Origin of the sequence: Natrialba sp. PRR66, assembly GCF_034808065.1 — an archaeon.
Classification (GTDB): Archaea; Halobacteriota; Halobacteria; order Halobacteriales; family Natrialbaceae; genus Natrialba; species Natrialba aegyptia.
The window spans coordinates 666,042-690,732 of sequence record NZ_JAXHGN010000001.1 but is presented as its reverse complement, the minus strand read 5'-3'; the positions used below and the strand labels follow the sequence as shown (position 1 = coordinate 690,732).

Annotated in this window: 20 protein-coding genes; 8 read left to right on the top strand and 12 right to left on the bottom strand. The window is 63.6% G+C overall.

The window, feature by feature from the left end; translation table 11 throughout:
* Positions 1-3: 3 nt before the first annotated feature.
* The gene (locus SM755_RS03270) at positions 4-213 is read left to right on the top strand and encodes a hypothetical protein (RefSeq protein WP_006664187.1); all 210 of its coding nucleotides are present in this window, start codon (positions 4-6) and stop codon (positions 211-213) included.
* 445 nt (positions 214-658) lie between these two features.
* Here SM755_RS03270 and glmM read toward each other — a convergent pair whose 3' ends face one another.
* Positions 659-1,972, bottom strand: a complete 1,314-nt coding sequence (glmM, locus tag SM755_RS03265) for a phosphoglucosamine mutase (RefSeq protein ID WP_323171425.1) — start codon at positions 1,970-1,972, stop codon at positions 659-661.
* 190 nt (positions 1,973-2,162) lie between these two features.
* Between glmM and SM755_RS03260 the strand changes: the two genes are divergently transcribed.
* A complete protein-coding gene (locus SM755_RS03260; protein ID WP_006664189.1) occupies positions 2,163-2,477 on the top strand; it encodes a helix-turn-helix domain-containing protein in 315 nt (104 codons plus the stop codon).
* An 80-nt stretch (positions 2,478-2,557) separates the two neighbouring features.
* Here the strand turns inward: SM755_RS03260 and SM755_RS03255 are convergent, their stop codons facing one another.
* Together SM755_RS03255 and SM755_RS03250 are read right to left on the bottom strand one after the other, a co-directional pair.
* On the bottom strand, positions 2,558-3,583 hold the full coding sequence (locus SM755_RS03255; protein WP_323171424.1) for a GNAT family N-acetyltransferase: 1,026 nt from the start codon (positions 3,581-3,583) through the stop codon (positions 2,558-2,560).
* Complete coding sequence (locus SM755_RS03250; RefSeq protein ID WP_323171423.1) at positions 3,580-5,205, bottom strand: alkaline phosphatase family protein; 1,626 nt, start codon at positions 5,203-5,205, stop codon at positions 3,580-3,582. The genes SM755_RS03255 and SM755_RS03250 overlap by 4 nt, the downstream gene beginning before the upstream one ends.
* Before the next feature lie 225 nt (positions 5,206-5,430).
* Between SM755_RS03250 and SM755_RS03245 the strand changes: the two genes are divergently transcribed.
* Positions 5,431-6,564: a DegT/DnrJ/EryC1/StrS family aminotransferase gene (locus SM755_RS03245; RefSeq protein ID WP_323171422.1), complete on the top strand. Its 1,134-nt coding sequence runs from the start codon at positions 5,431-5,433 to the stop codon at positions 6,562-6,564.
* A 65-nt stretch (positions 6,565-6,629) separates the two neighbouring features.
* Here the strand turns inward: SM755_RS03245 and SM755_RS03240 are convergent, their stop codons facing one another.
* Together SM755_RS03240 and SM755_RS03235 are read right to left on the bottom strand one after the other, a co-directional pair.
* Positions 6,630-8,474, bottom strand: coding sequence for a DUF87 domain-containing protein (locus SM755_RS03240; RefSeq protein WP_323171421.1), 1,845 nt, complete (start codon positions 8,472-8,474; stop codon positions 6,630-6,632).
* A 211-nt stretch (positions 8,475-8,685) separates the two neighbouring features.
* Positions 8,686-8,898: a hypothetical protein gene (locus SM755_RS03235; RefSeq protein ID WP_323171420.1), complete on the bottom strand. Its 213-nt coding sequence runs from the start codon at positions 8,896-8,898 to the stop codon at positions 8,686-8,688.
* Between the two features lie 141 nt (positions 8,899-9,039).
* Between SM755_RS03235 and SM755_RS03230 the strand changes: the two genes are divergently transcribed.
* The gene (locus SM755_RS03230; RefSeq protein WP_323171419.1) at positions 9,040-9,384 is read left to right on the top strand and encodes a hypothetical protein; all 345 of its coding nucleotides are present in this window, start codon (positions 9,040-9,042) and stop codon (positions 9,382-9,384) included.
* 47 nt (positions 9,385-9,431) lie between these two features.
* Here SM755_RS03230 and SM755_RS03225 read toward each other — a convergent pair whose 3' ends face one another.
* A complete protein-coding gene (locus tag SM755_RS03225; RefSeq protein WP_323171418.1) occupies positions 9,432-10,094 on the bottom strand; it encodes a hypothetical protein in 663 nt (220 codons plus the stop codon).
* Between the two features lie 320 nt (positions 10,095-10,414).
* Between SM755_RS03225 and SM755_RS03220 the strand changes: the two genes are divergently transcribed.
* Positions 10,415-11,416, top strand: a complete 1,002-nt coding sequence (locus SM755_RS03220; RefSeq protein WP_323171417.1) for a hypothetical protein — start codon at positions 10,415-10,417, stop codon at positions 11,414-11,416.
* A 142-nt stretch (positions 11,417-11,558) separates the two neighbouring features.
* Here SM755_RS03220 and SM755_RS03215 read toward each other — a convergent pair whose 3' ends face one another.
* The gene (locus SM755_RS03215) at positions 11,559-13,568 is read right to left on the bottom strand and encodes a DEAD/DEAH box helicase family protein (protein WP_323171416.1); all 2,010 of its coding nucleotides are present in this window, start codon (positions 13,566-13,568) and stop codon (positions 11,559-11,561) included.
* Between the two features lie 139 nt (positions 13,569-13,707).
* Between SM755_RS03215 and SM755_RS03210 the strand changes: the two genes are divergently transcribed.
* Entirely contained in the window at positions 13,708-13,884 is a 177-nt protein-coding gene (locus tag SM755_RS03210; protein WP_006664198.1) for a hypothetical protein, read from the top strand.
* Here SM755_RS03210 and SM755_RS03205 read toward each other — a convergent pair.
* Positions 13,877-14,830: a transcription initiation factor IIB gene (locus tag SM755_RS03205; RefSeq protein WP_323171415.1), complete on the bottom strand. Its 954-nt coding sequence runs from the start codon at positions 14,828-14,830 to the stop codon at positions 13,877-13,879. The two genes, SM755_RS03210 and SM755_RS03205, sit on opposite strands and share 8 nt — an antisense overlap.
* 960 nt (positions 14,831-15,790) lie before the next feature.
* On the opposite strand from SM755_RS03205, the gene SM755_RS03200 reads away from it, so the two are divergent.
* Positions 15,791-16,390, top strand: coding sequence for a hypothetical protein (locus tag SM755_RS03200; protein WP_006664200.1), 600 nt, complete (start codon positions 15,791-15,793; stop codon positions 16,388-16,390).
* Positions 16,391-16,870: 480 nt separating this feature from the next.
* On the opposite strand, the gene SM755_RS03195 is transcribed toward SM755_RS03200, so the two are convergent.
* The 3 genes from SM755_RS03195 to SM755_RS03185 form a co-directional block, all read right to left on the bottom strand.
* Positions 16,871-18,562 carry a hypothetical protein gene (locus SM755_RS03195; protein WP_323171414.1) on the bottom strand — a complete coding sequence of 564 codons (1,692 nt, stop codon included), beginning with the start codon at positions 18,560-18,562 and terminating at the stop codon, positions 16,871-16,873.
* Between the two features lie 486 nt (positions 18,563-19,048).
* Positions 19,049-19,993 (bottom strand): hypothetical protein, encoded by a 945-nt coding sequence (locus tag SM755_RS03190; RefSeq protein WP_006664202.1) that lies wholly within the window; start codon positions 19,991-19,993, stop codon positions 19,049-19,051.
* A gap of 447 nt (positions 19,994-20,440) precedes the next feature.
* A complete protein-coding gene (locus SM755_RS03185) occupies positions 20,441-22,252 on the bottom strand; it encodes a hypothetical protein (RefSeq protein WP_323171413.1) in 1,812 nt (603 codons plus the stop codon).
* Positions 22,253-22,651: 399 nt separating this feature from the next.
* Here SM755_RS03185 and SM755_RS03180 point away from each other — a divergent pair, with 399 nt between their 5' ends.
* Positions 22,652-24,049: a hypothetical protein gene (locus tag SM755_RS03180; protein WP_323171412.1), complete on the top strand. Its 1,398-nt coding sequence runs from the start codon at positions 22,652-22,654 to the stop codon at positions 24,047-24,049.
* Positions 24,050-24,117: 68 nt separating this feature from the next.
* Here SM755_RS03180 and SM755_RS03175 read toward each other — a convergent pair whose 3' ends face one another.
* Positions 24,118-24,591, bottom strand: coding sequence for a hypothetical protein (locus SM755_RS03175; protein ID WP_323171411.1), 474 nt, complete (start codon positions 24,589-24,591; stop codon positions 24,118-24,120).
* Positions 24,592-24,691 lie beyond the last annotated feature (100 nt).

Genomic DNA, 24,691 nt, shown 5'->3' with positions numbered 1-24,691 from the left:
TTGATGTCGACGGAACCAACCGATGCGAAGTGGACGCCGATGACGTCTCGCCAGCAAACGAGTGCCCCCCGGTGTGTCAACTGCGGCAATCAGGTTACCCGTCAGTTCGCTCGCGTCTTCGGTGACAATCGCGATGTTGTCCACGCCTGTCCCGACTGTGCAACCTACCGGGAGATGAAGACGTCCGACTTCATCCCCGAAGAAGACCGCTAGCACTCGGTTGCCACAGCTCGCTCTCGGCCCAGAGACTACCGCTCTCACCGCACTCCCACTACCCTCCCACCCCCACTTACTCCCCGAACCCTACCCACTCCCGGCATCAACCCACAAACGTCAATCGATGCCCCGCCGTTCCCACCGACACCACCCCCGTTCCCTATTCCATCACCCCACTCATCCCACTCACACCGCCTTCCACGGACTGAACTCGCCGCTTATGGCGCGTCGCCGATCGCTCGTTCAGTAACAATCGGCTCTCACAGCCCGGTTCGGACACCAGCGACCACTGCAATACAGAACTCGTAGCAGTCGCCTCCGGAGAACCCAGATTCCACGCTTCAGCGCCCAAATCTTCAGCGCCCAAATCGCCAGCCCCTCTCAATAGTCAGTAGTCACTACTTGCGCCCCCGCACAACCGCATCGCTACACGCCACCGAGTTCAGCTTTCGTCCTCGACGAGTGAACTCGCCTCGTCGAAGACGCGCTCTGCGGCGGCGGCGGCTCGCGCCTCGGCCGTAATCCGAACGAGCGGCTCCGTTCCGCTGGCGCGGATCAGGAACCAGCCGTCGTCGGTTTCGACTCGGACGCCGTCCAGCGTGTCGACTTCGTCGTACGACGCGGTGACGCGCTCTCGAACGGCGTTCATGACCGCTGTCTTGTCCGTCACCTCGATCGACGTGCGACGGATCGGATACTGTTCGATTTCGCCCGCGAGTTCGGAGAGCGGCCCCCGCGAGGCGACGAACGCGACGAGTTTGCAGGCGGCGAGCGGGCCGTCGGGACACAGCGTTTCGTCGGGCCAGATCCAGGCACCGCTCGGTTCGCCGCCGAAGGAAACGTCGGCTTCGGTGGCGCGTTCGGCGACGTAGACGTCGCCGACCTGCGTGCGGGTGAGCGATGCGCCGACGGCCGTCAGCGCATCGTCGACGGCGAGACTGGTGTCGACGGGGGCGGCGACCCGGTCACCCTCACCGGCGGCCTCGCGAGCGAAGACGGCGAGGAGGGCGTCTTTCGGGACGAACGTTCCGGTTTCGTCGACGGCCATCATGCGGTCCGCGTCCCCGTCGTGGCCGATGCCGAGATCGGCGTCGGTGTGCTCGACGACGGCCGCGAGCGTCTCGAGGGTGTCCGCGTTGGGTTCGCTCGGTCGGGCCGGGAACGAGCCGTCCGGCTGTCCGTTCAGGGTTTCGACGGTACAGCCCAGATCGTCGAGGACGGCCGCCGTAATGCCGCCGGTGCCGTTGCCCACGTCGACGACGACGGTCGGCGATCCTTCGATGTCGACCGCGTCTGCGATTGCGTCCGCGTGGAACTGGGTCGCGTCCTCGTACCGGCGTCGGGTACCGAGTTCGTCCCACGCGCCGAGTTCGTAGTCGTCCTCGCGGATGCGCCGCTCGATTGCGTTTCGCTGCTCGGGACCGAAGGCTTTCCCTGAAGGCGTCCAGAGTTTGAGTCCGTTGTCGGTTTCGGGATTGTGCGAGGCCGTCACAACGATGCCCGCGTCCGCATCGAGGTGGGCGATCGAGCGGGCGACGGTCGGAGTCGCCTCGACACCGACCTCGATCACGTCCGTACCGCACTCGCGGAGTCCGGCGGCGACGGCATCGACCAGCATCGTCCCGCTCTCGCGAACGTCTCGACCGAGAACGACGCTGTCGTATCCCTCCGAGGCGACCGCTCGACCGACGGCGAGTGCGAGGTCCGCGGTCACCTCGTCGCCGACCGTCCCGCGAATACCGCTTGTTCCGAACATACCTGTCGTGATGCGGTCACGCGCCTTACTATGTTGTGGTTAACGCCGTTGACCCGCCCGAATAGCCGGGAGCTACCCGATCCCGACGCTCCGAGACACAACGGTCCGATCATTAGGAGGGTCTTAGACTTCTAAACTGTCGAAACCGTATAGGACGTTACGAGAATACTCCGGTACACCGATCGACCGTATGCGCGCAACTGATACTACTCCCGAACACGAGTTCGACGCCGACGGCGATTCCGACTCGAATCAGAACTCGAATGTCGACAAAACCGACCAAGCCGACGACGCGCTGACCGACCTTCCTCCGAGCGCGAAACTCGTCTACAAGGTCCTCGAATACGAGGGGACGATGACCCAGAACGAACTCGCCACCGAGTCGCGACTCTGCGCCCGAACCGTCCGCTACGCGCTCGGCAAACTCGAGGACGGAAACCACGTCGAGAGCCGCGTCTGTCTGCAGGATGCGCGGCAGTCGACGTATCGGATTATCGACTCTTGACTCTTGGCTCTTGTTGCCCGCCCTGCAGAGCGAGGCCTGCTCCTCGCATCTCCGTAACGACTCGAACGCGGCCGCCATGCCTACCGATACTTCCGGTACCGATCGACCGCCAGATCGAAGCCGAACGCGCCCGACGTGATGACGTAGTTCGTTACCAGGCGCGGATTGAACTTCGCCTTGTACCGGTTGATGCTCGGCACACCCGCCCCGACCAGGTCGTAGCGCTCGAGTTCAGCGCGGAGTCCGTCGCGCATGACGTGCCAGTCGAGCAGGTCGTTGATGGCGATGTCCACGTCCGCATCGGGCTTGACGCCGCCTTGCCACCGGTATCGAGTCGTCTCCGACTCGACGACCAGAATGCCGCCGACGAACTCGCCGTCGACGCGACAGACGTACGGCCGGATCGAGCCGTCCGGAAGCACCCGGTGCAACGACCGGGCGAACGCCGGACTCAGGTGAAACGCCCGCCCCTGGTTCTCGTAGCGGGCGGCGACCTGCTCGACGATCCGCTCGACGTCGTCGGTGTCGCCCTCCTCGATCACGTAGTCGTTCTCGCCCTCATCGGCGTTCCGGATGTTGCTCCGAGCGTCGCTGCTGAACCGATCGAGCAGGTCGTCTTCGGACCGCCCCCCACCCGCGAGGTCGACGACGTAGGTGTACGACGGCTCGACGTCGAACTCGTTCCAGACGAACGGGCGCACGTCGTCGAACTCGGCGGCGACGATCCGCGTGTACAGCGGCGAGATCTCCGCATCGAGCCACGCGAAACAGCCCTCGAGAAACCGCTTGATCCGCCGGTCAGCCTTGCGCTGTTTGAGCTTGTCGACGTTCAACAGCGCCGGCCCGAGATAGCACGACCACGACTGCGGTGCCGGCGAGAACATCCCCGTGATCGGCCCTCTGGTGAACTCGAAGAGTGGAAAGAGACCGACCGCTTCCTGGCCCTTGTAGCCGACGAGCAAGTGCGGCGTCGTGCCCGTATCCTGGGCCTGGAGTCGGATCGCGTCCGCCCGAAAAAACGGGTTCGTCCCGTCCGAGCGCTCGACGTACCGGTCCCACTCGGCGGCGTCCTGCCACGGATCGAGTTCGGTGACTTCGATCGTCATAGGTACCCCAGGTCGGAGAGCCGATCCTCGACGGCGCTGTCGTCAGTCGCCGTGATCGGTGCCGGCTCGTAGGCCGGGTACTCGGTCGTCGTACTCTCCTCGACGATCGGAAGCGTGGTGCCGTCCATCGCGGCGTCGATCGGCACGTCGAACAGCGAGCAGATCGTCGGTGCAACGTCGAAAATCGTCGCCCCCTCGAGACCCGCTTGTTCGTCGAACGCCTCCCCGACCGCGGCGACGACGCCGGTCTGTTTGTGGTTCCAGGATTCCATCGGCTCGCCGAACTGTGCCTGGCCGAGGTCGGCGACGACGGCCGTGTCGAAGGCGGCGGGGACCGTCACGATGTCGGGAGCGTGCTCGACGTGCGGGCCGTCGAAGTACACCTCCCGCGGGGCGACGGCGTCGAACATCGGCTCCCCGTCGGGAGTTCGAACATCGGCCAGGTTGTCGATAACCTCGTCGCGCACCTGCTCGTATTCGGGGGCGGCCACCTGCCCATTTGGCTCGCGACCCTCGAGATTGATCCGGAGCCCGAGTTCGCTTTTCGAGCGCATGTAGACCTGCGAGTTCGGGAAGTCGACCTGCTCGCTCGCCGCCCGGATCATGTCGTTCGGGACGCGGCGGCCGATCGGCTCCTTGAGTCCGACGTAATCGAGCGCGGTCGCGACGCGCTGTGTGGTGATCCCCACTTTCGCGGCCGCGTTCATGGCCGTCTCGATCGCGCTGGTTTCGTTGGACCCCGCGTCGTCGCCCTCGAGCAGGTCGTTCTCCCAGGCTTTCGACCAGTCGGGCATCCCCTCGCCACCCTTCCGCGCGCCGAGGTAGCCCTCGTCCCTGAGGAACTCGTTGATCCTGAACTCGGGGCCCGAAACCGGCCCCATGCCGTGGTCGCTGACTACAAGCACGTTGTCGGGGTCGGTCTCCTCGATCGTTTCGGCGAGCTGGGCATCGACTTCACGGTAGACGGCCTCGATGGCTTTCTTGTCGCCGGGCCGTTCGTGGAACACCGAGTCCGTCTGCTGGAACTGGACGAAGCCGAAGTCGGGGTCGATCCGGCGACAGAGATACCGAAACGCCTTCCCCCGGAGTTCGATCGTCCGCTCGTAGCCCTCGATCGAACGGTCCGGCTCGGGGCCGCTCTGTGGATAGATTCGATAGCCGCCACAGGCGAGTTTCACGTCTTCGAGAATCCCCTCGGGGTGGCAGTCCGGGTCTTCCGGTGCAGTCATCCCTGGGATCAGCGCGCCGTCGAACTCGCGGGCCGGATGCGTGACGGGCACGTTGACGACGACGCTCGAGATGCCGTGTTCGGAGAGTAGCTCCCACACCGGCCGTTCTCGAACGTGCGTCGAGTTCACCACGTCCCAGTCGTAGCCGTCGAACGAGAGGAAATCGAAGACGCCGTGCTTGCCGGGGTTCTTCCCGGTGTACATCGACGGCCACGCGCTCGCCGTCCAGGGCGGGATCTGTGACTCGAGCGGCCCGCTGGTCCCGGTTTCGAACACGCGTTGTAGCGTCGGAACCACACCCGACTCGAACAGCGGGTGAAGGATCGGACGACAGGCAGCATCGAGTCCGACTACCAGTAAGGAGAGCCCGGTTTCGTCGGTCGAATCATCCATGGCGGAGCGATTGCGTCCGTCCCTGCTTTGTTATGCGAGTATTTTGTCCGTGTAAGCCGGGTCTGTCTACTCACTCGCCAGTCGGCCGACGACGACTCCGGGCTGTAAGCCCATCCTGTCACTGGCACGATCAGTGTACTGTCTCCATCACTAAGGGCGCCTTCGGCTACATTCTGTTGTGATGTGCCTCGTGGTGACAAGGATTGCGACCCGTGCTGTGGACCGATGATCAGCGAACCGCCATCGCTGCTCGCCTCCTCGCTCCCATCTAGGCAGTCGACCGGTATCGAGCCGTTCGTCGACCGCTACGCTCGCGAGTTCAGCTTCTACGGCTCGGGGAAACTCGCCCTTCGCGACGGGCTCGCCGGACTCGTCGACGCCGGACCGGACCGCGAGCAGAACGTCCTCGTCCCGGCGTACCTCCCGGACGCCGTCGTCGAGCCACTTCGTGAACTCGAACTCGAGCCGCGATACTACGCCGTCGAACCGACGCTCGCACCCGATTTCGTCGACCTGGAACGGCGGCTGGACGACGACACGCTCGCGGTCATGTCGGTCAACTACTTCGGGTTCCCCCAGCCGGGACTGGACGAATTGATGGCAATCGTCGACGACTACGGCTGTTATCACATCGACGATAATGCCCACGCGCCGCTTAGCGTCGACCGCGACACGTTGCTCGGAACGCGCGGTGATCTCGGGATCACGAGCCTCTGGAAGCTCCTGCCGATTCCGAACGGGGCGATTCTCTACCGTACCGCTGACGCCGTGATCGACCGGTACGAACCCTCGCCGCTCGCCGGTGTTCACGATGCGTTCGACGGTCGGGACTATCAATACATCCTTAAATCGGTCGCTCAGGAGACGCTCGATGCCGTGCCGGGAGTGAAACACTCGTTCGAACGCCTTCTTGCCGGCCGGCGGCGTTCGCCGACCGTCCCGACGCCGCGCCGGCGATACGAAGCCTGGAAAACGCCAATGTCGAAACTCTCCGCGTTCGTCGCCGGCGACATCGATCCGGTCGCGATCCGTCGCACACGGCGGGCGAACTTTCGGACCTGGGTGCAACTCCTCGACGGTCACGAAGGCGTCGACCCGGTGTTCACCACGCTTCCCGAGGGGATCTGTCCCCAGGCCGTTCCGGTCCGTACGGACAACCCCCACGCGTTCATCACTGAACTCGAACGCTGCGGCGTCGGTGACCTCCACACCTGGCCGCGACTCTCGCCGGCGGTACGCGGCGAGTCCGAGTACGCGACGGCGACGCGACTCTCACACGAACTCGTCACGCTCCCGGTTCACCAGCATATCGACACGACGGCAATCGAGGCGGTCGGCGAGTCGCTTCGCTGGCCGTAGTTGTGGCATCTTATTCGGACGTATCGGCAGCGGAGTCGGCGTATCGGCAGTGAGACGTACCCGAGTCACTGCGTGCGCTGTTCCGGCCAGACTCCGGCTTCCTGCCCGGTCGCTTCGGTCTGTTCGTTCTCGTCGCGCTTGTTATCCCCGTCCCGGTCCCCATTGTCAGTCTCGGTTTCAGTACCCTCAGCCGTCGCTAACGCCTGCAGTTTCGACCGAACCGCATCCGCAAGATCGTACGACCGCACGCCGGTCCGGTCGAGGACGGCTTCCGTGCGCAGTTCCGAAAGGAGACTCTGAACCGCGACCGTCGAGCGGTCGACCGCCGTCGCGATCCGCTCCGTCTCGAGTGGTCCCTCACCGGCCAACACCACGAGCACGTGTGCGGCCGTCTCGACCGTACAGCGAGAGCCTTCGCTCGCCTGTTCGAGACGCCCGCCGATCCAGGTCTGCTCGAGCAACGCGACGACATCGCCCATATCGTACTCCGTCTCGTCGTTCGCGACGACGAGCGCCGACTGCCCTCCGTCACCGCCGGTACCGACGTATCCCAGTTCGACGGGAGTGCCGCCAGCATGCACGATCGCCTCCGACGCTGCGTCGGCGTCAGCGTCAGCGTCGGCGTCGCCGTCACCGACTTCCGCAGGGCCCACCGAGGTTTCGGCTTCGAGTTCCTGAACTCGCGACCGCAGTCGTTCGGCTTCCTCCCGCAGTCGCTCGATGGTTTCTGTCCGGGCGGCGAGCGTCCCTTCGAGTTCGTCGATGCGTTCCTCGCGCGCCTCGAGTTCAGCCCGGAGGCCGTCGCGCTCGTCCTCCAGGTCGACGACCTCCTCGTGGAGGCGGCGCAGTTCCTCGTCGTTGCCGCCGCCGAGTTGCGTCTGGACTGTGCCGGGATTGCTCAACGCGTCGGCCATCTGTTTGGCCGCGCTCGAGACGTCTCGGGCGGACTCGAGTTCGTCCTCCAGGGTCTCGATGCGTTTCTCTTTTTTCTCGAGTTCGGCCTCGAGTTCGTGGATGCGGTCCTGTTCGCGGTCCTTGCGCTCGGAAATGTCCTGCAAATCCCCGACGAGGGCGTCGGAGACGGACTTGAGTTCGGGGCGTTCGAAGTCGTCGAGGCCGGGCGTCGCGCCGGCGTCGAACGTTCGCTTGCGGCGGAACTGGACCTTGCGGACGTCGACGTCGGTCCAGTCGGTCTGGACGAACGCCTGGCCATCGTCCAGATCGGAGACCATCTCGGAGTACTCGGTGTCGATGATCCGGCCGACGACCTTGGTGTCGTTGTCCCAGGTGAGGCGGTGCCAGACGAGCCAGTTTGCCTGCGTGATGAAGTCCTTCTTGACGTCGGCCGGGCGCTGGCTGATGCCGAGGATGCCGAGGCCGTGCTTGCGCCCGCGCTTGCTGATCTTGATTAGGAGGTTGCCGGTTTCGCCGACGCCGCCGCCCTCGGGGATGTACTCGTGAACCTCCTCGACGACGAGCAGGAACGGCTTCTTGAGCTTCTTTTCCTTGACGAACAGCTGGCGGGCGATCTTTCGTAACAACTCGTCCGACTCGTCCTCGTCGAGATAGCCCGAGACGTCGAGGATGACGGGGACGTTCTCCTCTAAGGCGAGCGTCGCCATCTGTTCGGCGTGCTCCGGGCCGATCTGGATGTCACACTCCTCGTCGGCTCCGGCGTGGAGCATCTCGTACTCTTCCTTGAGTCCGTAGTACTCACCATCGGTGTCGACGATGAGCAGCGGGAAGCCGGCCTCGAGCAGTTCCTCGGCGATGACGGAGGCGGTGTTCGACTTGCCCGACCCGGACTTTCCGGTGACGAATCCGCGGCCGGTCAGCAGTTCGACGACCGGTAAGTACAGGTCCGTCCCGTCATCGGTTTCGCCGACGAGTACCTCGCGTTGCTCGCTCACCGCCACCCCACCTCGTCCGCGCGCGACTCACTCATTATCAATACAGTCCGAACACGCGACCTTGAATATTGGCCTCGACGTGAGAGTCCGACTCGGCGACCGGATTTCGACGGCGATTGCCGGCGCATAGTGTGTTCACGACTACCACACCTGAGAAAAGATTATGTCACTCCCGCTCAACGTATCGATCGTTCCGATGATCTCGACCACGTCACCATCCGCTCGTCACGCGGCAGCCATTGTCGCTGCCGGGCGAGTTCTCGAGTCCGTCGCCGGCGGGTATCTCGCTGGCAATGGGCTCATCGGTGGCCGTGGACGGGATCGCTGACGGCTCCACGTCGTCTTTGACCCCGTCCGCGCCGCGCACGTCTTCGCCGGTCGGGGTCGCTACGACTGTTCCTTTCCGGGTTTCTCCGTTACGCAATCGGGGATTCCGCCGTTCGGTTCATGCGACACCGGCCAGCGAGTGCTGCGCGGGGCGACGCCCCCGCAGTGGACTGGCCACCGGCGGACGCCCGACAACACGGGCCGTCCGACCGCCGAGTTCGACTCTCGGCGGGGGCCTATGGATCGCACCCAACCCGCAATCGCGGCGACGCTCACCGTTCGCGTGCCGATCAACGCGACCGGCAGTCTCGCCGACGGCGCAACGCGCGTCGTCGAACGAATCGACGCCGTCGACCGACTCGAAGACGCCACCGTTCGCGGCATCGATCCCGCACTGAACGACACGACAGTCGACCTCCGCGTTCGAGTCGTGTTCAGCGACCTCGCCCGCCGCGACGAGACCGACGCCAAAACTGAACTCGCGGCCGGCGTCGGCATCAAAGCCGTCGAAAATGTGGAACCAGAGCCCGCAGAGACAGCAGAGCCGGAGCGATCGCCGGCGACGCTCTCGGCCGTCGACTAGTTCGTCGCTCCGATCGCCGCCACTCGATCGGGACAGCACTCCCAGTCTCAGGCCCGCCCGAGCGTGAGCGACCAGTCTCTATCCACCACCGTATAACCCTGCGCCGCGTACGCTTCTTCCTGATAGCGATTCGCAGCCACCAACTGCGTCAACCGGTTCAGCGCGTACCGGCGCGTCGATTCGAACGCGACGACGACCGCTGTGTTCTCCCCGTCTTCTTCGACGGAGACACGGTATCGTCCCCACGGTTTCCCGCCCGCCGTGACATCGATCTCACAGTCGGCACCAGCGGACCTCGTCTCGGGACCGGAGCGAACGGTTACCGCCATCGTAATTGACCGCCGACCGAACAGATACGAGTACTCGTACACTCCGCCGTCCGCCGTCGAGCGAACCGTTTCGGCCCCGCCCCACTGGAACGGAAGCGCCGGCGGCAGCGCGCTCGCGAACTCGTTCCGTACGGCATCAGGATCCGCATCCGTTCGCAAGTGCAACTCACCCTCGGTTTCGAGCAGCGGAACTCGAACGAGTGCGATAGCTGCGAGCGAAAGCCCGAGGGCCGCGAAATACGGCAGAACGACGAACGCGCCAAACACAGCGATCACAGCAACCGCCGCGACGAGAAGCGTCAGAAGTCGTTCAGTACGTGTATACCGTTCGGTTAGTGTGCGGATCTGATCCGGGACCTCGACGCCGGCAGTGGCGGACATACCTAACTCGACACTGTCATGATCGGCTGATGAACGTTCCGAATCGAGTTCTCGTTTCGGTCGGCAAACTGCAGAAGTCCTGAAGAGAGCGGATCCGTCGTTACCGTCGGTCGAGACGATCGGTTGTCGCCGCTGTCCGTCTCGAGCGGCGTTCGACACCGCCGCTACGAGCGTCGCTTCAGACGGTCTGCTGTACCGAGTTCCCGGCGCAACCGCAGGAAAGTCGAAGTTACGCCGGAACTGAGTACCAACAGTCCGTATCAGGCCCGAAGCGATCAGATATCCAAACTCTCAATACTCTCTTACAGAAACGGGGGCGTATGGCCCCCAGACGAGATGCAGCCCTCTCGAACGCGACCGGCGGGCAGACGAGTTCAGCGGCCCAGTTCTCGCGACGCTGCGCGGTACAAGCCGGGATCGCAACGCTGACCCTGCCGCTGGCGGGCTGTGTAAGCGACGTGGCTGACGAGTCGGCTCCGGAAGACGGAGACGGAGACGGAAACGGAGATGAAGCGGACACTGACGGGACCGACAATGGTGATCAACCAGCCGAGGAGAACGCAGCCGAAAACCGCGACGACGGCGTCGATGCTGCGTTATCCGCAGTGGTCGAGACGTACCTCGAGGCGGCCGTCGAGGAAGACACGAAGACGATGAGCGAGGTGACTCATCGACTGAATCCCCTCGACCCCGCCGCGTTGGAAGAAGAGGGGTGGGAGTTCAGCGGCGGAAACGGCGACGGCGATCCCGGGGAGTACGAGACCACCGTGCGATCGAGAGACGCCGCCACCGACGCCGTCTTCGAACTCGAGGGAAGCGAGTTCTGGTTCGACCGGGGCGAACTCGACGACGACCTTGCCGACGAACGGCTCGCGATTCTCGAGGTCGGTGCCGACGATCCGTCCGGTGCGGACCCGACCGTCTGGGTACTCGCCACCGAAAACGACGAGTGGAAGTATCTGTTCGCCGGCCCGGTGGATGACGCGCCGGACGATCCGTCGGAGGCGTTCGAGGAACCGATCGAAGACGAGGCAAATGACGTCGTCGAGGAAATCAACTGGGAGTACGACAGCCCCACGAGCGACGTGACCCAGGCGGCGGTCGTCCTCACCGATTCGACCGAGATTGACGCGGAGCGAGTGCGTATCGAGTCGACGATCGCCGGCGGACAGACGGGTGCCTACAATAACGAGGAGTTCGGCGCCACTTGGACGGGAATCACGTTGTACGTGGAAGTCGATCCAGCGGGCGACCAAATCGTCGTCACCGCGATCGACGGTGACGAGGAAACCGTCGTCCACCGAGAGCAGTTCGAGCCGTAAACGGTCGTTGTAGCCGCTTACTGCCGCGGTCTCGCCGATACAGCCCTTCTTCAGGCCTGTCGAACACCGAGATCCGTTGCCGTTCTAGCGGGACGTCGCACACGACAGGTAATCTGGTGGCTTCACCACGGAATCTCACTCCTCACTCCTGATCGCTCTCGGCGTCATCTCGATCGATCGTCTCCTCGCGAACCGTCATCCCCTTGCGGCCCAGATGCTGGAGTTGTCGCCGCGCAAAATCCTCCTCGCGCGTGCCGCGCGTCGCGAGCACGTAGACCAATGCGCCGCCCGCCGGCCGCATCGTCCGCCCCGCTCGCTGCGTTCCCTGCCGTCGAGAGCCGCCCAACCCGGAGGCGACGATCGCCAGATCCGCCGTCGGGAGATCGATCCCCTCGTCGCCAACCCGCGAGACGATCAACAGGTCGCGCTCGTCGCGTCTGAACTCCTCGAGTAGTCGCCGACGCTCGTGGTGCGGTGTCTCGCCGCTGAGGAAGGGGACGTCGAGCGCCTCGGCGAGTTCACCGCCCTGGTCCAGGTAGTCCACGAAGATGAGGGCCTTCGAGTTCGGCTCGGCGGCGAGGAGGTAGCGGATCTCGTCGATCTTGCCGCGGTTCTGGGCGGCGATTCGGTACCGCTCGCGTCCGTCGGCGGAGGCGTAGGCGTTTTGCTGTTCGTCGTCGCACCACGGGACGTACCGGATCTCGAGTTCGGGTTCGGCGACGAAGCCGTCGTCGAAGAGCGCCTGCCAGTCGGTGCCGATCGGGGGGCCGACGAGGGTGAAGATCTCGGTCTGGCGGTCGTCTTCCCGGATGGGGCTGGCCGAGAGTCCGAGGCGGTGGCGCGACTGCAGGTGCGTACTTCGCCGGTACACGTCTGAGGGGACGTGCTGGCACTCGTCGAAGATCACGAGTCCCCACTCGCGGTCGTCGAACAGCGAGCGGTGGCGATCCATCCCGGCGATCTGGTAGGTCGCGATGGTAACGGGGCGGACGTTCTTCTGGCCGCCGTGGTACTGCCCGATCTGGTGGGGACCGAGCGAGGTGAACTCCTCGATCGTCTCAGCCCACTGGCGGGCGAGGTCGCGACTCGGAACGAGGACGAGTGTTTCGCCCTCGACGTGGGCCATGGCACCCATCGCAGCCACCGTTTTGCCGCTGCCCGGCGGGCCGACGAAGACGCCCTCGCCGGCCTCGGCGAAGCGGTCGATCCAGGTTCGCTGGTAGTCGCGCAGGGAGACCTCGAGGTCGACGGAGAGCCGCTCGCCCGAGTCGAGTTCACGGTGGTCCTGGACGGGGTAGCCGGCTTCGTAGAGGGTGCGCTTGATCGCGGCTTCCGAGCCCTCGCGGACCCAGTCTTCGGTGTCGGAGATGGGGGCGTGGACGTGTTCCTCGTCGAGTTTCTGGCGGGCGACGTTGCCCATCACTTCGGGGCTCTCGGCTTCGAGAACGGTGTAGCCCTCCTCGTGGGTGGTGAGCCGGAACTGGTGGGCGCGGTCCCACTGGCTCTGGACCCAGTCTTCGAGTTCGGCCGAGCGCTGGCCGAGCGCCTGGCGCATGGTTCGCGCGAGTTCGTCGAAGGAGTCGTGGGGGGCCTGCCAGACGTCCTCGGGTCTGACGACGTAGCGGTAGCCCTCCTCGCCGTTGCCGTCCGCGAGGTGGGCGAACTGGGCGAGTTGGGCGCGGGTGAACTGGTCGGGGCGGTCGACGACGATTTCCCGGCGTTTGGGGAAGACGACGACGCGCTCGCGGTCGGTGAGGTCCTCGAGTTCGCTCGGATACCAGACGACGGGATCGGCCGAGACGGCGAGGCGTTCGAGGTCGCCCCGCTCGGCGAGGGCGTCGAGGCGGTCGCTGACGGCGTCGTGAGAGGGGTGGTGATCGAGCGTGCGCGCGACTTCGCCGGCGGTGAGGACGGGACGGCCGGCCTGCTGGCAGGCGTCGTGGAACGTCTCGAGCGGGAGCGGCGAGTGCGACTCGCCGTCCGCACCCGTGCTGGCGGGTGCGTCCGCGTCCGTATCCGCATCCACGTCTGCGTCCACATTCGGATTCTCGTGTTCGTTCCCGTCGGCGGCGTCCACGCTGTCGGTCTCGGCGGCGTCGGCGGCAGGAAGGTGCTCGTCGCTGCGCGTCGCTGACGAACGTTCGTCTGTCACTGCAGGCCCTAGCGGTGGCGGGAGTAAACAGATTTCGCTTAGCCGACACGGGCGCAGTAGTCGTGTCGGTCGTTGCCGCGGTGTGGTGTGGCCTGTGAAAGCGCAACACTATATGTCGACCGAGGCCGTACGAACTCGTATGTTCCGCGCGATCCTCCCGGAGGGACAGATCATGTGTGAGGACTACGATCGAACGGACGACGGACTCAGGCTCTACGACGAGAACGGCGAGTTCATCGCGTTCGTCCCGTACGCGAATTTACACGCGTTGCTCAACGAGGACGTCTACAGCGAGAACGAGCGGTCGATCATGTAACCGGCGCTTGATCGATCGCGTCGAGTTGCTCCCGGTAGCGGTTTCTGACGGTGACGACGGTGGTCTGGGCGGTGTCGGCGACGGCTCGTTGTGGGATCGTTTCGTCACAGAGCAGGCCGGCGGCGTAGATGGCGGCGGCGGCGAAGCCAGTCGGTGATTTGCCGGAGTGAAGGCCCTGTTCGGTCGTCTGCTCGATGATGTCGACGGCTTTGGTTTCGACGGCTTTGCTCACGTCGAGTTCGGAGCAGAACCGTGGGACGAACTGGCGCGGGTTCGTCGGCTCCAGATTGATATCGAGTTCGTCGGCGATGTAGCGGTAGGTACGCCCGATCTCGCGCTGGTCGACTCGCGAGACGGACGTTACTTCCTCGAGACTGCGCGGAATACCTTCCTTTCGACAGGCGGTATAGAGTGCGCTGGTGGCGACGCCTTCGATAGAGCGGCCGCGGATGAGATCCTGCTCGAGGGCCTGCCGGTAGATGACGCTTGCCGTCTCTTTGACGGGTTTGGGGACGCCGAGAGCGCTGACCATGCGGTCGATCTCCGAGAGAGCGTACTTGAGATTGCGTTCGCCGGCGTTTTTCGTGCGGATGCGTTCCTGCCAGACGCGCAGCCGGTGGAGTTGGCCGTGCTTGTCGGCTGACATCGAGTGGCCGTTTGCGTCCTTGTTGCGCCAGTCGATCGTCGTCGTCAGCCCGCGATCGTGCATCGACTGCGTAAGGGGTGCGCCGACGCGGGAGAGTTCGTCGTGTTCTTGGGCGTTGAACGCGCGCCATTCCGGGCCGTAGTCGATCGGATCTTCGGTGAGGACGAGTCCACATTCTCCGCAGACGCGTTCGCCGCGATCCGGATCGTGAATGATCGTCTCAGTTTCGCAGTCTGGACATAACCCTTGGTCAGCCTCCTGGACCTCGGTTCTGGTCTGGTCGATGATGGACTGCGTCATCAGTAGTGGACGGAAACCGTGCTGTCACTGTAAGGGGTTCACATGGTTTCGCGAGAAACGCCGACTTACTGCACCCCAAGAGGGCATGACGACGGCGCGTTTCGCGTCCCGAAGCAGCGCCCGAGAGCGGTCGCTCGTCCCGCAAGAGAAAGCGCGAACCAATCCCGTTTCGACCGGGAGTCCGGCGATTTCGTCTCCTGTCTGGAGTCACGCTGGAGAGTACCACCGGCGTCCGCCACCGACGACCGGGTCGAGATAGTAACTGGACGACGAGTAACACTGTAGTTCCACACGTAAAGGTGGCTTTCGAGTGCAAACCGTCAGGAGAATTTATGTCGCTCGAGTCAAACGTTTCCTAACAGTGCTGTGTTGCCGACCCGCACACCGACGCCACTCTCCGCATCGATACCGCGTTTCGAGCCACAGTCGTACGGCGTCGATACAGACGCCCAATCCATCGATACTGACGCTGCACTCGATCTCGAATCGTCCACAGCAATCGCGCTTTCATCGCCTCGGCAGCGTCGCGTCGAGAAGCCGGCCCGTACCCCCTTTGCAGCCGGTGCGAAACGTGGCTGTGCTTAAGAGTGTCTCTGTTGGTGTACAACTTGGTGTGTCAATCGTGACTGCGAATTGCCGTTCGAGCGTACAGGGGCCGCTGCCGGTCCGACAGTCCAGTGGTTCGGACACGGCCTGGCGACGGCAGTCCTCGGCTCAAACCGTCCCAGCGGAACCACTGGAATCGAACTCTGAGCGACGACGTGTTCACCGGGAACAGGACCGAACCCGAACTCAGAACCGATACCAAAACCGTTCCCAGAATCGACTCTACAATCAGTCCACACGGGACCAAACCCAACCCCAAATCCAACCCCAACTCCGATCAACCCGGAAACAGTTCGTCTACAATCACTGTAACCGGTCCACCGGACAACTCCTAACTGGCGGAGGCTCCCGATAATGTCCTCCGTCGATACCTCTCTTCCGGACGAACTCTCCTCCTCCGTCGGCGACGCCGAAACTGACGACCAACTCTCCAAAGACGTCATTTTCGAACTCCTGAAGAACCGCCGCCGACGCGAAGTCCTCACCTACCTGCTCGAGGCCGACGAAACCGTCACGCTCGGTGAACTCGCCGAACAGATCGCCGCCTGGGAGAACGATACGAGCGTTAATGCCCTCAGTTCGGACCAGCGAAAGCGGGTCTACGTCGCGCTCTATCAGACCCATCTCCCAAAGATGGACGATGCCGGTATCGTCGAATACGATCAGGATCGCGGTCTGATCTCGTTGGCAGACAACGCCGACCTGCTGATGATGTATCTGGACACCGATACGCATCGACAGGACCGCTGGGATCGGTGGTACGCTGGCCTGAGTGTAGCCGGTGGCCTCCTCGTTAGTGCGGCACTGGTTGGTCTTCCTGGGCTCACGGCCCTCCCAACGCTTGCGATCGCTGGCGGTGTCGTCGTCGCGTTTTTCGTCCTCTCGCTCGCCCACGTCGCGACGAACCGCCAGCACGAACGCGATGTCGACGGCAAACTCTCCCGAATCGAATAAGTCATTTCGTTCGGACCCGCCCTCTCGCCCACGCCTCACAGAATCTGACCAGTCGTTCCCGCTGGCGTTCTCAACTCCAAACAGAATCGAGAAGGACTTTTATCCGGGCCGTTCGTACCATCAGATGGCTCCCGGCGACCGTCATCCAGTACCGGAGCAGTTCGCGTGCCAGCTTGCTGTTCCACGCGCGGGAGCCATCTGATTACTGATACCGATTACCAGCCTCTGGCTCCCGGCCAGTCAAAGATCCAGACTACCGAACGTCGCGTGTACTGTCACACAGCGCCGAGACGACACCACATTCCGTTCACGACCGACGACCGAGAGGGCCGGTTTTGACTCGGAACGCTGAGTTCTCATTCGGGCTGCGTCCAGTCAGCACCGGCGACCCGCGATCCGTCCTGGATTGCGCGGGAAATCAGTACAGCGGACGGTCTCTGCCTCGGGCTCGAGATCTCTACTTCTCAACTCCCGACACAACTACTGATCCCGAGCGTTGTACTGCACGTCCACCGCTGCGTTCCCACAGAGTGAGAAGTCCCCGAGTTCACCCGCGAACCAGTAGGCATCGAGTTCGGTATCGACGACGCCGCGAACGGTGCCGTCCGCAATCGTGTCGTCGGTGTCGATGGTCGCTTCGCCGGGGTCGGCTTTGACGATCGTCCCGTTGACCGTCACGGCGTACGACGTGGGGTCGTCGGTGCCGGAGCCGTCGATAACCAGCGCGTGTGGCAGCAGTTCAGTGTCGCCGTACGCTGCGGGATCGATCCGCTCCCCGTCGAGGAAGACGGCCGCCTCGCCATCGGTAAACGTCACGTCCGTCAGCGCCCCCGAGAATCGGAACTCCTGCGTCGAGTCCGTCACCGAACTCTGGACCGTCGAGCCGGAGATCGTCGTCGCCTCGTCGTCCGGATCTTCGTCGGCGTCGAGTTCGATCGTGCCGTCGACCGTGATCTCGTAGCTCGTCGGCGCGCCGCGGCCGTCGATTTCGAGCTCGTGCGGGAGCTCCTCGCCGTAGTCTGCGGGATCGACGTCCTCGCCGTCGACGAGCACTCGTCCGGGGCCGTCGACGGTCAGCGACGAGAGTTCGCCCTCGAACCGGAACGCGTCCTTCCAGTCGGCAACGACGCCGCGAACGCTGCCGTCCCCGAATTCGTCCTCGCTATCGATCGTCGCGCCGTCGGTAGTCGCCTGCTCGACCGATCCGTCGACCGCGAACTCGTAGCGGGTCACGTCCGCGCTGTCGCCCTCGACGAGCAGCAACTGCTCGTCCTCAGTGTCGTCTTCGTCCGTAGCAGCGTCCGTCTCACCGCTGGTCGTCGAATCGCTCGCGCCACCCGAGGCAGCCTCGACCGCCGAGGTCGGGGTTCCGTCGGGAACCGAGAGGTCAGGTGAACTCGAGACATCGGTCCGTTCGAGACCGCTGCCCTGGACGTTGCCCTCGATGGCTCCGCCGGACATCTGGGCGGTCCCGCTTCCGCGGAGGACCATCGCGTGCGGGTACGGTCCGTCGGCGAAGTGCGAGTTCTCGATCGAGACGGTGTCACCGGGCCAGACCCAGACCGGGCGACCGTGCGCCTCGGTGTAGCCGCCCCAGCCGGGACCGTAGTCGGTGTCGTCGTTGTATGCGACTGAGTCGACGATCTCGTCGTCGCCGCCGCCGACACGGTACGTACTGACGCCGTTGTTCTTGCCGTAGCAGCGGTCGAAGTGGGCCGACCCGCCGGAGGCGGTGTTGGAACAGTAAAAGCCGTTGTTCGGCCATCCCTGTACGTTGCAGTGGCGGAAGGTCATGTCACAGGACGCGTCCTTGTGGTAGAACACCGCGCCGGGACCGTGGACGAAGCTCTCGCCCTCCTTGGTCGAACCGTCGCCGAGGTAGACGTTTTCGATCAGCACGTCTCCGCTTGGAGCCGTGATCGAGATCATGAAACCGTCTCCGCGGTGGAGTCCCTCGAAGCCGACGTTGCGGATCGTCGAATTACCACCCTCGACGAGCAGGACGACGCTATCGCCGGTCGTCAGGTCGATCAGTTTGTTCTCGAAGGTCTCTCCCTGACCGATCCGAATGACCTGACCCTGCGCGGCGATCGTTTCGTAGTCGGCCTCGTCGGCCGCGCCGACGGTGCCGGCAAACGCCGTCGCTGCAGTCGTTGCGCCGGCCAGTTTCATATACGATCGACGGCCGAGTAATCCAGTATTACCGCCTGTCACTGCCTTATCCCCGGATGAACCGTCACCCGGTACCGAACGTTCGCGTGCCATGTACTACGAGTAATTTGGGACTACTACAAGAAACTTTCTCTTACCTAATCTCTAAAATTTACAGACCGTAGATATGGTCTGAGTGTTCGATCACAAAACTATCTATCTTCACAGCCGAAACGCGTTTCGCCACGTCGGCTCAGTCGGGCGAGTAATACCGTATTACCGCTCGACACGGCGAATAAACATCATGTGAATTATACAACCGATTGCGTCCGATTCGAGAACGTGACGAATTTTGAACTCGTTTCGACGCGAACGGCGAACTGGCGGGAGCCAAAAACGATGGCGGCGGCTAGATCAAGTCGAAAGACGACACAGCAAAAGGAGGGTGGATCCGTCAGCGGGACTGCAGTGGAGGGCCGCCGTCAGGAGGACGAGGACGGCGAGCGATCAGTCGGAACTGCCGGAGGCCGCAGCCTCGGCGTCGGTCGGGACGCCGTCGGGGATAACTGCCTCGGGGTCGGTGCCGACGCTGTCACCGAGTTCGACCGTCGAGCCGGCGTTTTCGGCGATACCGGCTTCCTCGTCGTAGTCGCTATCGCTGACGACGACCTCCGTGGCGGAGCCGTTTGCACCGGCGTCGATAGCAGTGTTCTGTCCGTTCATCTCGATCTGGCAGTTGTCGACCTCGATCGTCCCGGGTGCCCAGGCCCAAATGCCGCGGCCCTGGTAGCCCTCGTCGTCGACGAGGACGCTCGAGTTCGTGATCTTGCTGCCTTCCGTCGCGACGCGGAAGTGAGAGACGTAGCAGTTTGCGGCGAAACAGCTGTCGATGTGGAGGGTACCGCCGCCGCCAGTCCCGGGCGCGGAGCCGTAGATGGCGTTGTCCGCGAAGTTCTGGATGTTGACGTTCTGGAAGTCGATGTGCCCGGCGTGGTCCGGATTGACCCAGAAGGCGGTCTGGCCGTGGCCGCTCGAGCTGCCGTTTCGCTCGTCGGTCCCGTCCCCGAGATAGACGTTCTCGATCGAACTCTCACCGCCGGAGTCGGAGATACCGAAGGTAGCGGAGCCGGTTCCGGAGGTGTTTTTGCCGGTAAATCCGATGTTTCGGATCGTCCAGTCACTACCCTGCGCGGTAATGACGATATCCTGGCCGGTGGTCATGTCGATGAGTTTGTTCTCCCACGTGTCACCGGACTCGACCGTAATCGTCTGCCCTTCGGCGTCGATACGTTCGTAGTCCGATTGGCCCGCTGCCGTCCCGGCTGCACCGAGCGTCGTCGCTGCGGCCGCGACCGCCGCGACCGATTGGACGTAGTTGCGGCGTGTTAAGCCGGAATTACAGCCGTTGTTCGGAGTCGTCTCCGTTTCGGACGTACGGGAATGCTGCGCCATACAATTCCGTAACAACACCTTATGCCCATAAACCTTTCTTTGGATCTGAAGATTAAATTTATAGAGATTCTTTGTAACACTACGGTTTCGCTCACAATGTAGCCCGTCTTGTTCACGAAGATACGAACGATGAACGGTGAAAACGGTTCTCACAACAGGGTCTTTCCGAGTCAATACGTTCTTACTCGCGTTTTACGAAGCTATACGGCCTGTTTTCCGTCTGCTGACCGGTGTGCTAACTTGTCACAGTTGATCGGCAGATCCGTGCTGAAACAGTGGACAGTCCGTAATTACCCGCACCGTCGCGGCGAGAGTTCAGCCAGTCCGTGGTACCGCTTTCCGACGCACCTGCAAGAGCGATCGCGGATGCGCCGGAACTGACTGACAGGAGTCCGTGTCAGTCGTGAGCCGAGATCGGTCGGAGAAATCGGTTCGGAGATCGGTACGCTATACGGTGGTACCGTCAGTCGCGTTCGTCGACTCGACCGCGTACAGTTCGAACTCCTCGTTGGAGACCACCTTGTTCACGCCCGGTTGCTGCGAGACATCATTCAATGCGTCCTCGCTGTGGTGTAGTTCCTGATAGACCTCGATCTCCCTCGTCACATCGTATTCCGTGACAGCGAAGTAGTAGTCGGATCCACGATACGCGCCCGTGTAGTTGCCCGCCTCGAACTCGTCGGGATCGACTTCGCCGCTCGCCGTGCCGGCGCTCGTCAGCGGTGCCTCACGTTCGAGGCCGTAGATACCGTGGTCGTACCGGTAGGGATCGTATCCGAGCCCGGCGTACGGCTGGTCATCGACGCCGTGGTCGAAACTCGTCTCGTAGCCGCTGTACTGCTGGTCGGTCACGTGCTGATTCGGACTGAAGATCAACGGTGATGCGTAGATGGTCCCCAGCCCGAGGACGAGACACGCGCCGAGGGCGACGGCGGCGACCGTGTTCGCTCCGGGCCTCGTGAAGTACCGTGAGAGCCCGCCGATACCCTGAGCGATCGCGACACCCGCGAGGATCGTCAGGACGACGTAGATGAACCCGACCTGTCGGAAGGCCATCGTCGGCGTCCCGACGAAGTAAAGCAGGAAAATGCCGCCGAGCGGGAAGAGCGCGATCGCGAAGTAGGTGACGAACGCCGAGGTCTCGCGGTCGACTTTCGTCCAGCCGAGCCACATGACCAGCACGAAGAGCGCGACGAGCAGTCCGATCACGGCCGCATTGAGGAACATCCGAACGAACAACTCGCCGAGGCTGCCACCGATCTCAGTAAGCGACGCCCCGCGTTGGTCGACCGTCTGTCCGCCACTGATATCCGCCGACAGCATCCCGGTGACCAGCCCGGACAGCGCGCTCTGGAATCGCTCGTTCGCCAACGCCCAGGCCGCAAAGATGACGCCGAGGACGATCGCGTGCGTGTAGGCCGTCGGGTGGTTGAGCATCGGATGATCGCTGTACCGCCACCGAGCGAGATACTGCACGCCTGCGACGGTTCCGACGAGGACGACGACGTTGATCATCTGCTGCGGGTGAACGAGCAAGAGCGCGATCCCGGTGAGATACAGCAGGGCACTGAACGGCGAGAGTCCGAGCGGCAGTCGCTCGACCGTCGACCGGCGGTGAAGGTACGCGACGAAGGCGAACAACACGACCGGAACCAGAAACAGCGCGTTCGAGTTCGTGTGCACGCCCATGTGCGTCGCGATGTTGTTGATCGGCAGGACCATCCACGAGACGATCGCGGCGACGCCGACCGCGAGTCCGTTGCCGGAGATGTCGCGCACGACGAGCGGCACGAACACCAGGAACGGAACGAACAGGACGACGACGGTGAGCAACAGGGCTCGCTCGATGGGGACGCCGGCGACGAAGTGCAAGACGGATGCGAGCGAGTGCAATCCGGGATAGAACAGCTCGTGGGGCTGTAAGTTGCCGCTGACGATGTCCCGCGTCCACCCGAGGTGGGTCAGCGCGTCACCCATCCCGGCAAAGCGGTAGTTCCGAATCAGCGGCAGGCTCACGATCGCCGTTACCGTCGTCGCACCGAGTGCGATCCCGATCGCTTGCTGGCGGCCGCGGCAGGCGAGCGCCGTGACGAGTGCGATCGAGAGTGCGATCCCGAATCCGACCCAGACAGCCGTCGGCGTTGCGGTAAACAGCGACGGTTCGTACGCCGTTGCTGGATTCGCCCTCGCGACGAGGAGTCCCGCAGCGAGGGCGAAAAAGCCGACCGCGTACGTCACGTTGAGTACTGATCGGTTCATCGTCTCAGACCTCCACGATGCAGCCAACTGGTTGGACACATTGCTTGCTCGAAGCCTCGTCGAATGGGGCGTTTGTTATAGGGAACCTATCAGACAGGGTGTGAATGCAGGAAAAACGAACGGGTTCGACACTCGATGACACGGCGTTGGCCGGATACGCATCCGCCGTCACACGGCATCATCGTGTGCCCGGTACGGTTGTCGTACACGCTGAACTCGGGGGACTGCGCTGGAACCCGTTCGACAGCCACGGCCGTTGAAGGGCGACGTTGTATCGTGTACGGCGTCGTTGTCGAACAGCGGAGGGTCGGCTATGGATCGATTTCATCGTCCCCGACCGATCAACGGTTCTGATGGTTTTTGTAGCCCTCCGTAGTCCTCGGGACAACGAGTTCAGCTATGTCATCGATCACTCTCGACCGGCCGACCGTCTCGGGGTCGACGCTCGCGTGCGAGGTGCACCCGTCGTCCGATCTGCAGCGCTTTTTCACCGGTGAGCCGATCACCGTCGACTACGACCGTTCGATCGAATCCGTTCCGGACGGTATTCTCGTGATTCCGATCCTCGCACAGGTGTGTCCCGTCGCCTGGGCGAACGGTGCGGACGTGTACGTCGAGACGGTCGACGGGTCGTTCGCGCACGCGATTGCGGCGGTTCAGGAGTCGCTGTGTCGAATGCACGACTTTCTCGAGGGTGGCGAGCTGTACGCCCGTCGAGTTCACGATAGCGATGACGCTGGCAATGGCGATGGCGAGCGCTCCGACGGTTCCGACGATGCTCCTGGAACCGGCACCGACGACGGCAGCACTCACAACAGCGACGACGGCAGCGACAGCGCGCTTCTCTTCACCGGCGGCGTCGACTCGACCTGTTCGTACGTCCGCCACCGCGAGGAAGCGCCCACGCTCGTCAGCCTCCGCGGCTGGACGATCACGCCGGACCCGGCCGACGACGAGGACTGGGCGACGCTGCGAGAGCGCGTCTCGGCGTTCGCTGACGAGCGCGACCTCGACACGGCGTTCCTCGAGACGAACGCCCTGTCGGCGCTCGACCACGCAATGCTTCTCGCTCACTACAAACGCTACGTCGACGGCGGCTGGTACAGCTCGGTCGGCCACGGCCTCGGCCTGCTCGGCCTCTGCGCGCCGATGGCGTACACCCGCGACATCGATGACCTGTACGTCGCCGCGACCCACTGGGACGGCATCGACCTCGAATGGGGCTCGCGGCCCGACATCGACAATCACGTCCGCTGGACCGGCACGCAGTGTCACCACGACGCGTACGACCTCACCCGCCAGGAGCGCCTCGATCTGATCGCCGACTACGTCGAGCGCGAGGCCCCGGATCTCGAACTCCAGACCTGCAACACGCGATTGGACGGTAACTGCGGCCGGTGCGAAAAGTGCTATCGGACCGCCGTCGGCCTCCGCCTCTCGGGGCTCGATCCGCAGGCTCACGGCTACCCGTTCACCGACGCGGAGTACCACGACCTCCGGCGCAATCTCGAGCGAGGGACGTGGGTGCTCGGACAAGACGAACGCTACATGTGGGAAGATATCCGCGAGCGCGTGCGCGAGACGGACCGCGAGCCCGAATCGGCCGCCGAGCGCGAGTTCTTCGCATGGCTCGAGACGGCGAACCTGGATGAACTCGTCTCCGACTCTGGGCCGCCGCTATCGCATAGAATGCTTCGCGCGGGCGCGAGAAACGCGCCGGCGAGCGTCTACAACGCGGCGTATCCGGTCTGGAAGACGATGAAGACCGGCCTTCACCGGGTTCGGCTGGGGCGATAAGAAGGGACGAGCGGAGCCGTGAACGGCGATTTTCCGCGAGTGAAGCGGAATTCGAGTCGGCGATCTGCTTAGCTGTCGGTGTCGGAATCGGCGTCCGCGTCTCGATCCGCATCTGTATCCGCATCCGTATCCGCGTCCACATCGGACTCGTCCGCCCGTCCGGGCGTGATTTCGATCGGGTGAACCTCCTCGTCGGTCTCGCTTCGGTCCGCCGTTTTCCCGCCCCGGCTCCCCGACTCCCCGCCGACCGGAATCTTCGTCCGGAGCGACGAGGCGACCGACTGTACCTGATCGGCCAGTGTCTTGACCTCCGACTGGAACTCCTCGACGGAGCGTTCGACGTAGTGAACTCGTCGGGACGGGATTCGCCGGACGATATCGTTGCCCTCGTCGTCCTCGTCGGTCTTGATGATCCAGTGGTCCTGGAAGTAGGCGACGTGTTCGTTCGGGACGGTCTTTCGGACCGTTCCCTCGTCGGGTTCGTCGTAGACGATCGTTGCCTCACCGAGATCGCGTTCGAGTTCGAGGTCGTCGTCGACCATAGTGGGTAGTTGGTCGCGAGAACGGTAGCCGCTGTGCTTGCAAGCGTTGGACCGGTCACTATCGAGACGAGAGCGGAGCGGCCGAAGCGACGACCCGGCG

Bases quoted from the DNA above. Each gene is read 5' to 3' on its own strand.
- SM755_RS03270 (WP_006664187.1), top strand. From the start codon at position 4: ATGTCGACGGAACCAACCGATGCGAAGTGGACGCCGATGACGTCTCGC.
- glmM (WP_323171425.1), bottom strand. From the start codon at position 1,972: ATGTTCGGAACAAGCGGTATTCGCGGGACGGTCGGCGACGAGGTGACC.
- SM755_RS03260 (WP_006664189.1), top strand. From the start codon at position 2,163: ATGCGCGCAACTGATACTACTCCCGAACACGAGTTCGACGCCGACGGC.
- SM755_RS03255 (WP_323171424.1), bottom strand. From the start codon at position 3,583: ATGACGATCGAAGTCACCGAACTCGATCCGTGGCAGGACGCCGCCGAG.
- SM755_RS03250 (WP_323171423.1), bottom strand. From the start codon at position 5,205: ATGGATGATTCGACCGACGAAACCGGGCTCTCCTTACTGGTAGTCGGA.
- SM755_RS03245 (WP_323171422.1), top strand. From the start codon at position 5,431: ATGATCAGCGAACCGCCATCGCTGCTCGCCTCCTCGCTCCCATCTAGG.
- SM755_RS03230 (WP_323171419.1), top strand. From the start codon at position 9,040: ATGGATCGCACCCAACCCGCAATCGCGGCGACGCTCACCGTTCGCGTG.
- SM755_RS03225 (WP_323171418.1), bottom strand. From the start codon at position 10,094: ATGTCCGCCACTGCCGGCGTCGAGGTCCCGGATCAGATCCGCACACTA.
- SM755_RS03220 (WP_323171417.1), top strand. From the start codon at position 10,415: ATGGCCCCCAGACGAGATGCAGCCCTCTCGAACGCGACCGGCGGGCAG.
- SM755_RS03210 (WP_006664198.1), top strand. From the start codon at position 13,708: ATGTTCCGCGCGATCCTCCCGGAGGGACAGATCATGTGTGAGGACTAC.
- SM755_RS03205 (WP_323171415.1), bottom strand. From the start codon at position 14,830: ATGACGCAGTCCATCATCGACCAGACCAGAACCGAGGTCCAGGAGGCT.
- SM755_RS03200 (WP_006664200.1), top strand. From the start codon at position 15,791: ATGTCCTCCGTCGATACCTCTCTTCCGGACGAACTCTCCTCCTCCGTC.
- SM755_RS03195 (WP_323171414.1), bottom strand. From the start codon at position 18,562: ATGAAACTGGCCGGCGCAACGACTGCAGCGACGGCGTTTGCCGGCACC.
- SM755_RS03190 (WP_006664202.1), bottom strand. From the start codon at position 19,993: ATGGCGCAGCATTCCCGTACGTCCGAAACGGAGACGACTCCGAACAAC.
- SM755_RS03185 (WP_323171413.1), bottom strand. From the start codon at position 22,252: ATGAACCGATCAGTACTCAACGTGACGTACGCGGTCGGCTTTTTCGCC.
- SM755_RS03180 (WP_323171412.1), top strand. From the start codon at position 22,652: ATGTCATCGATCACTCTCGACCGGCCGACCGTCTCGGGGTCGACGCTC.
- SM755_RS03175 (WP_323171411.1), bottom strand. From the start codon at position 24,591: ATGGTCGACGACGACCTCGAACTCGAACGCGATCTCGGTGAGGCAACG.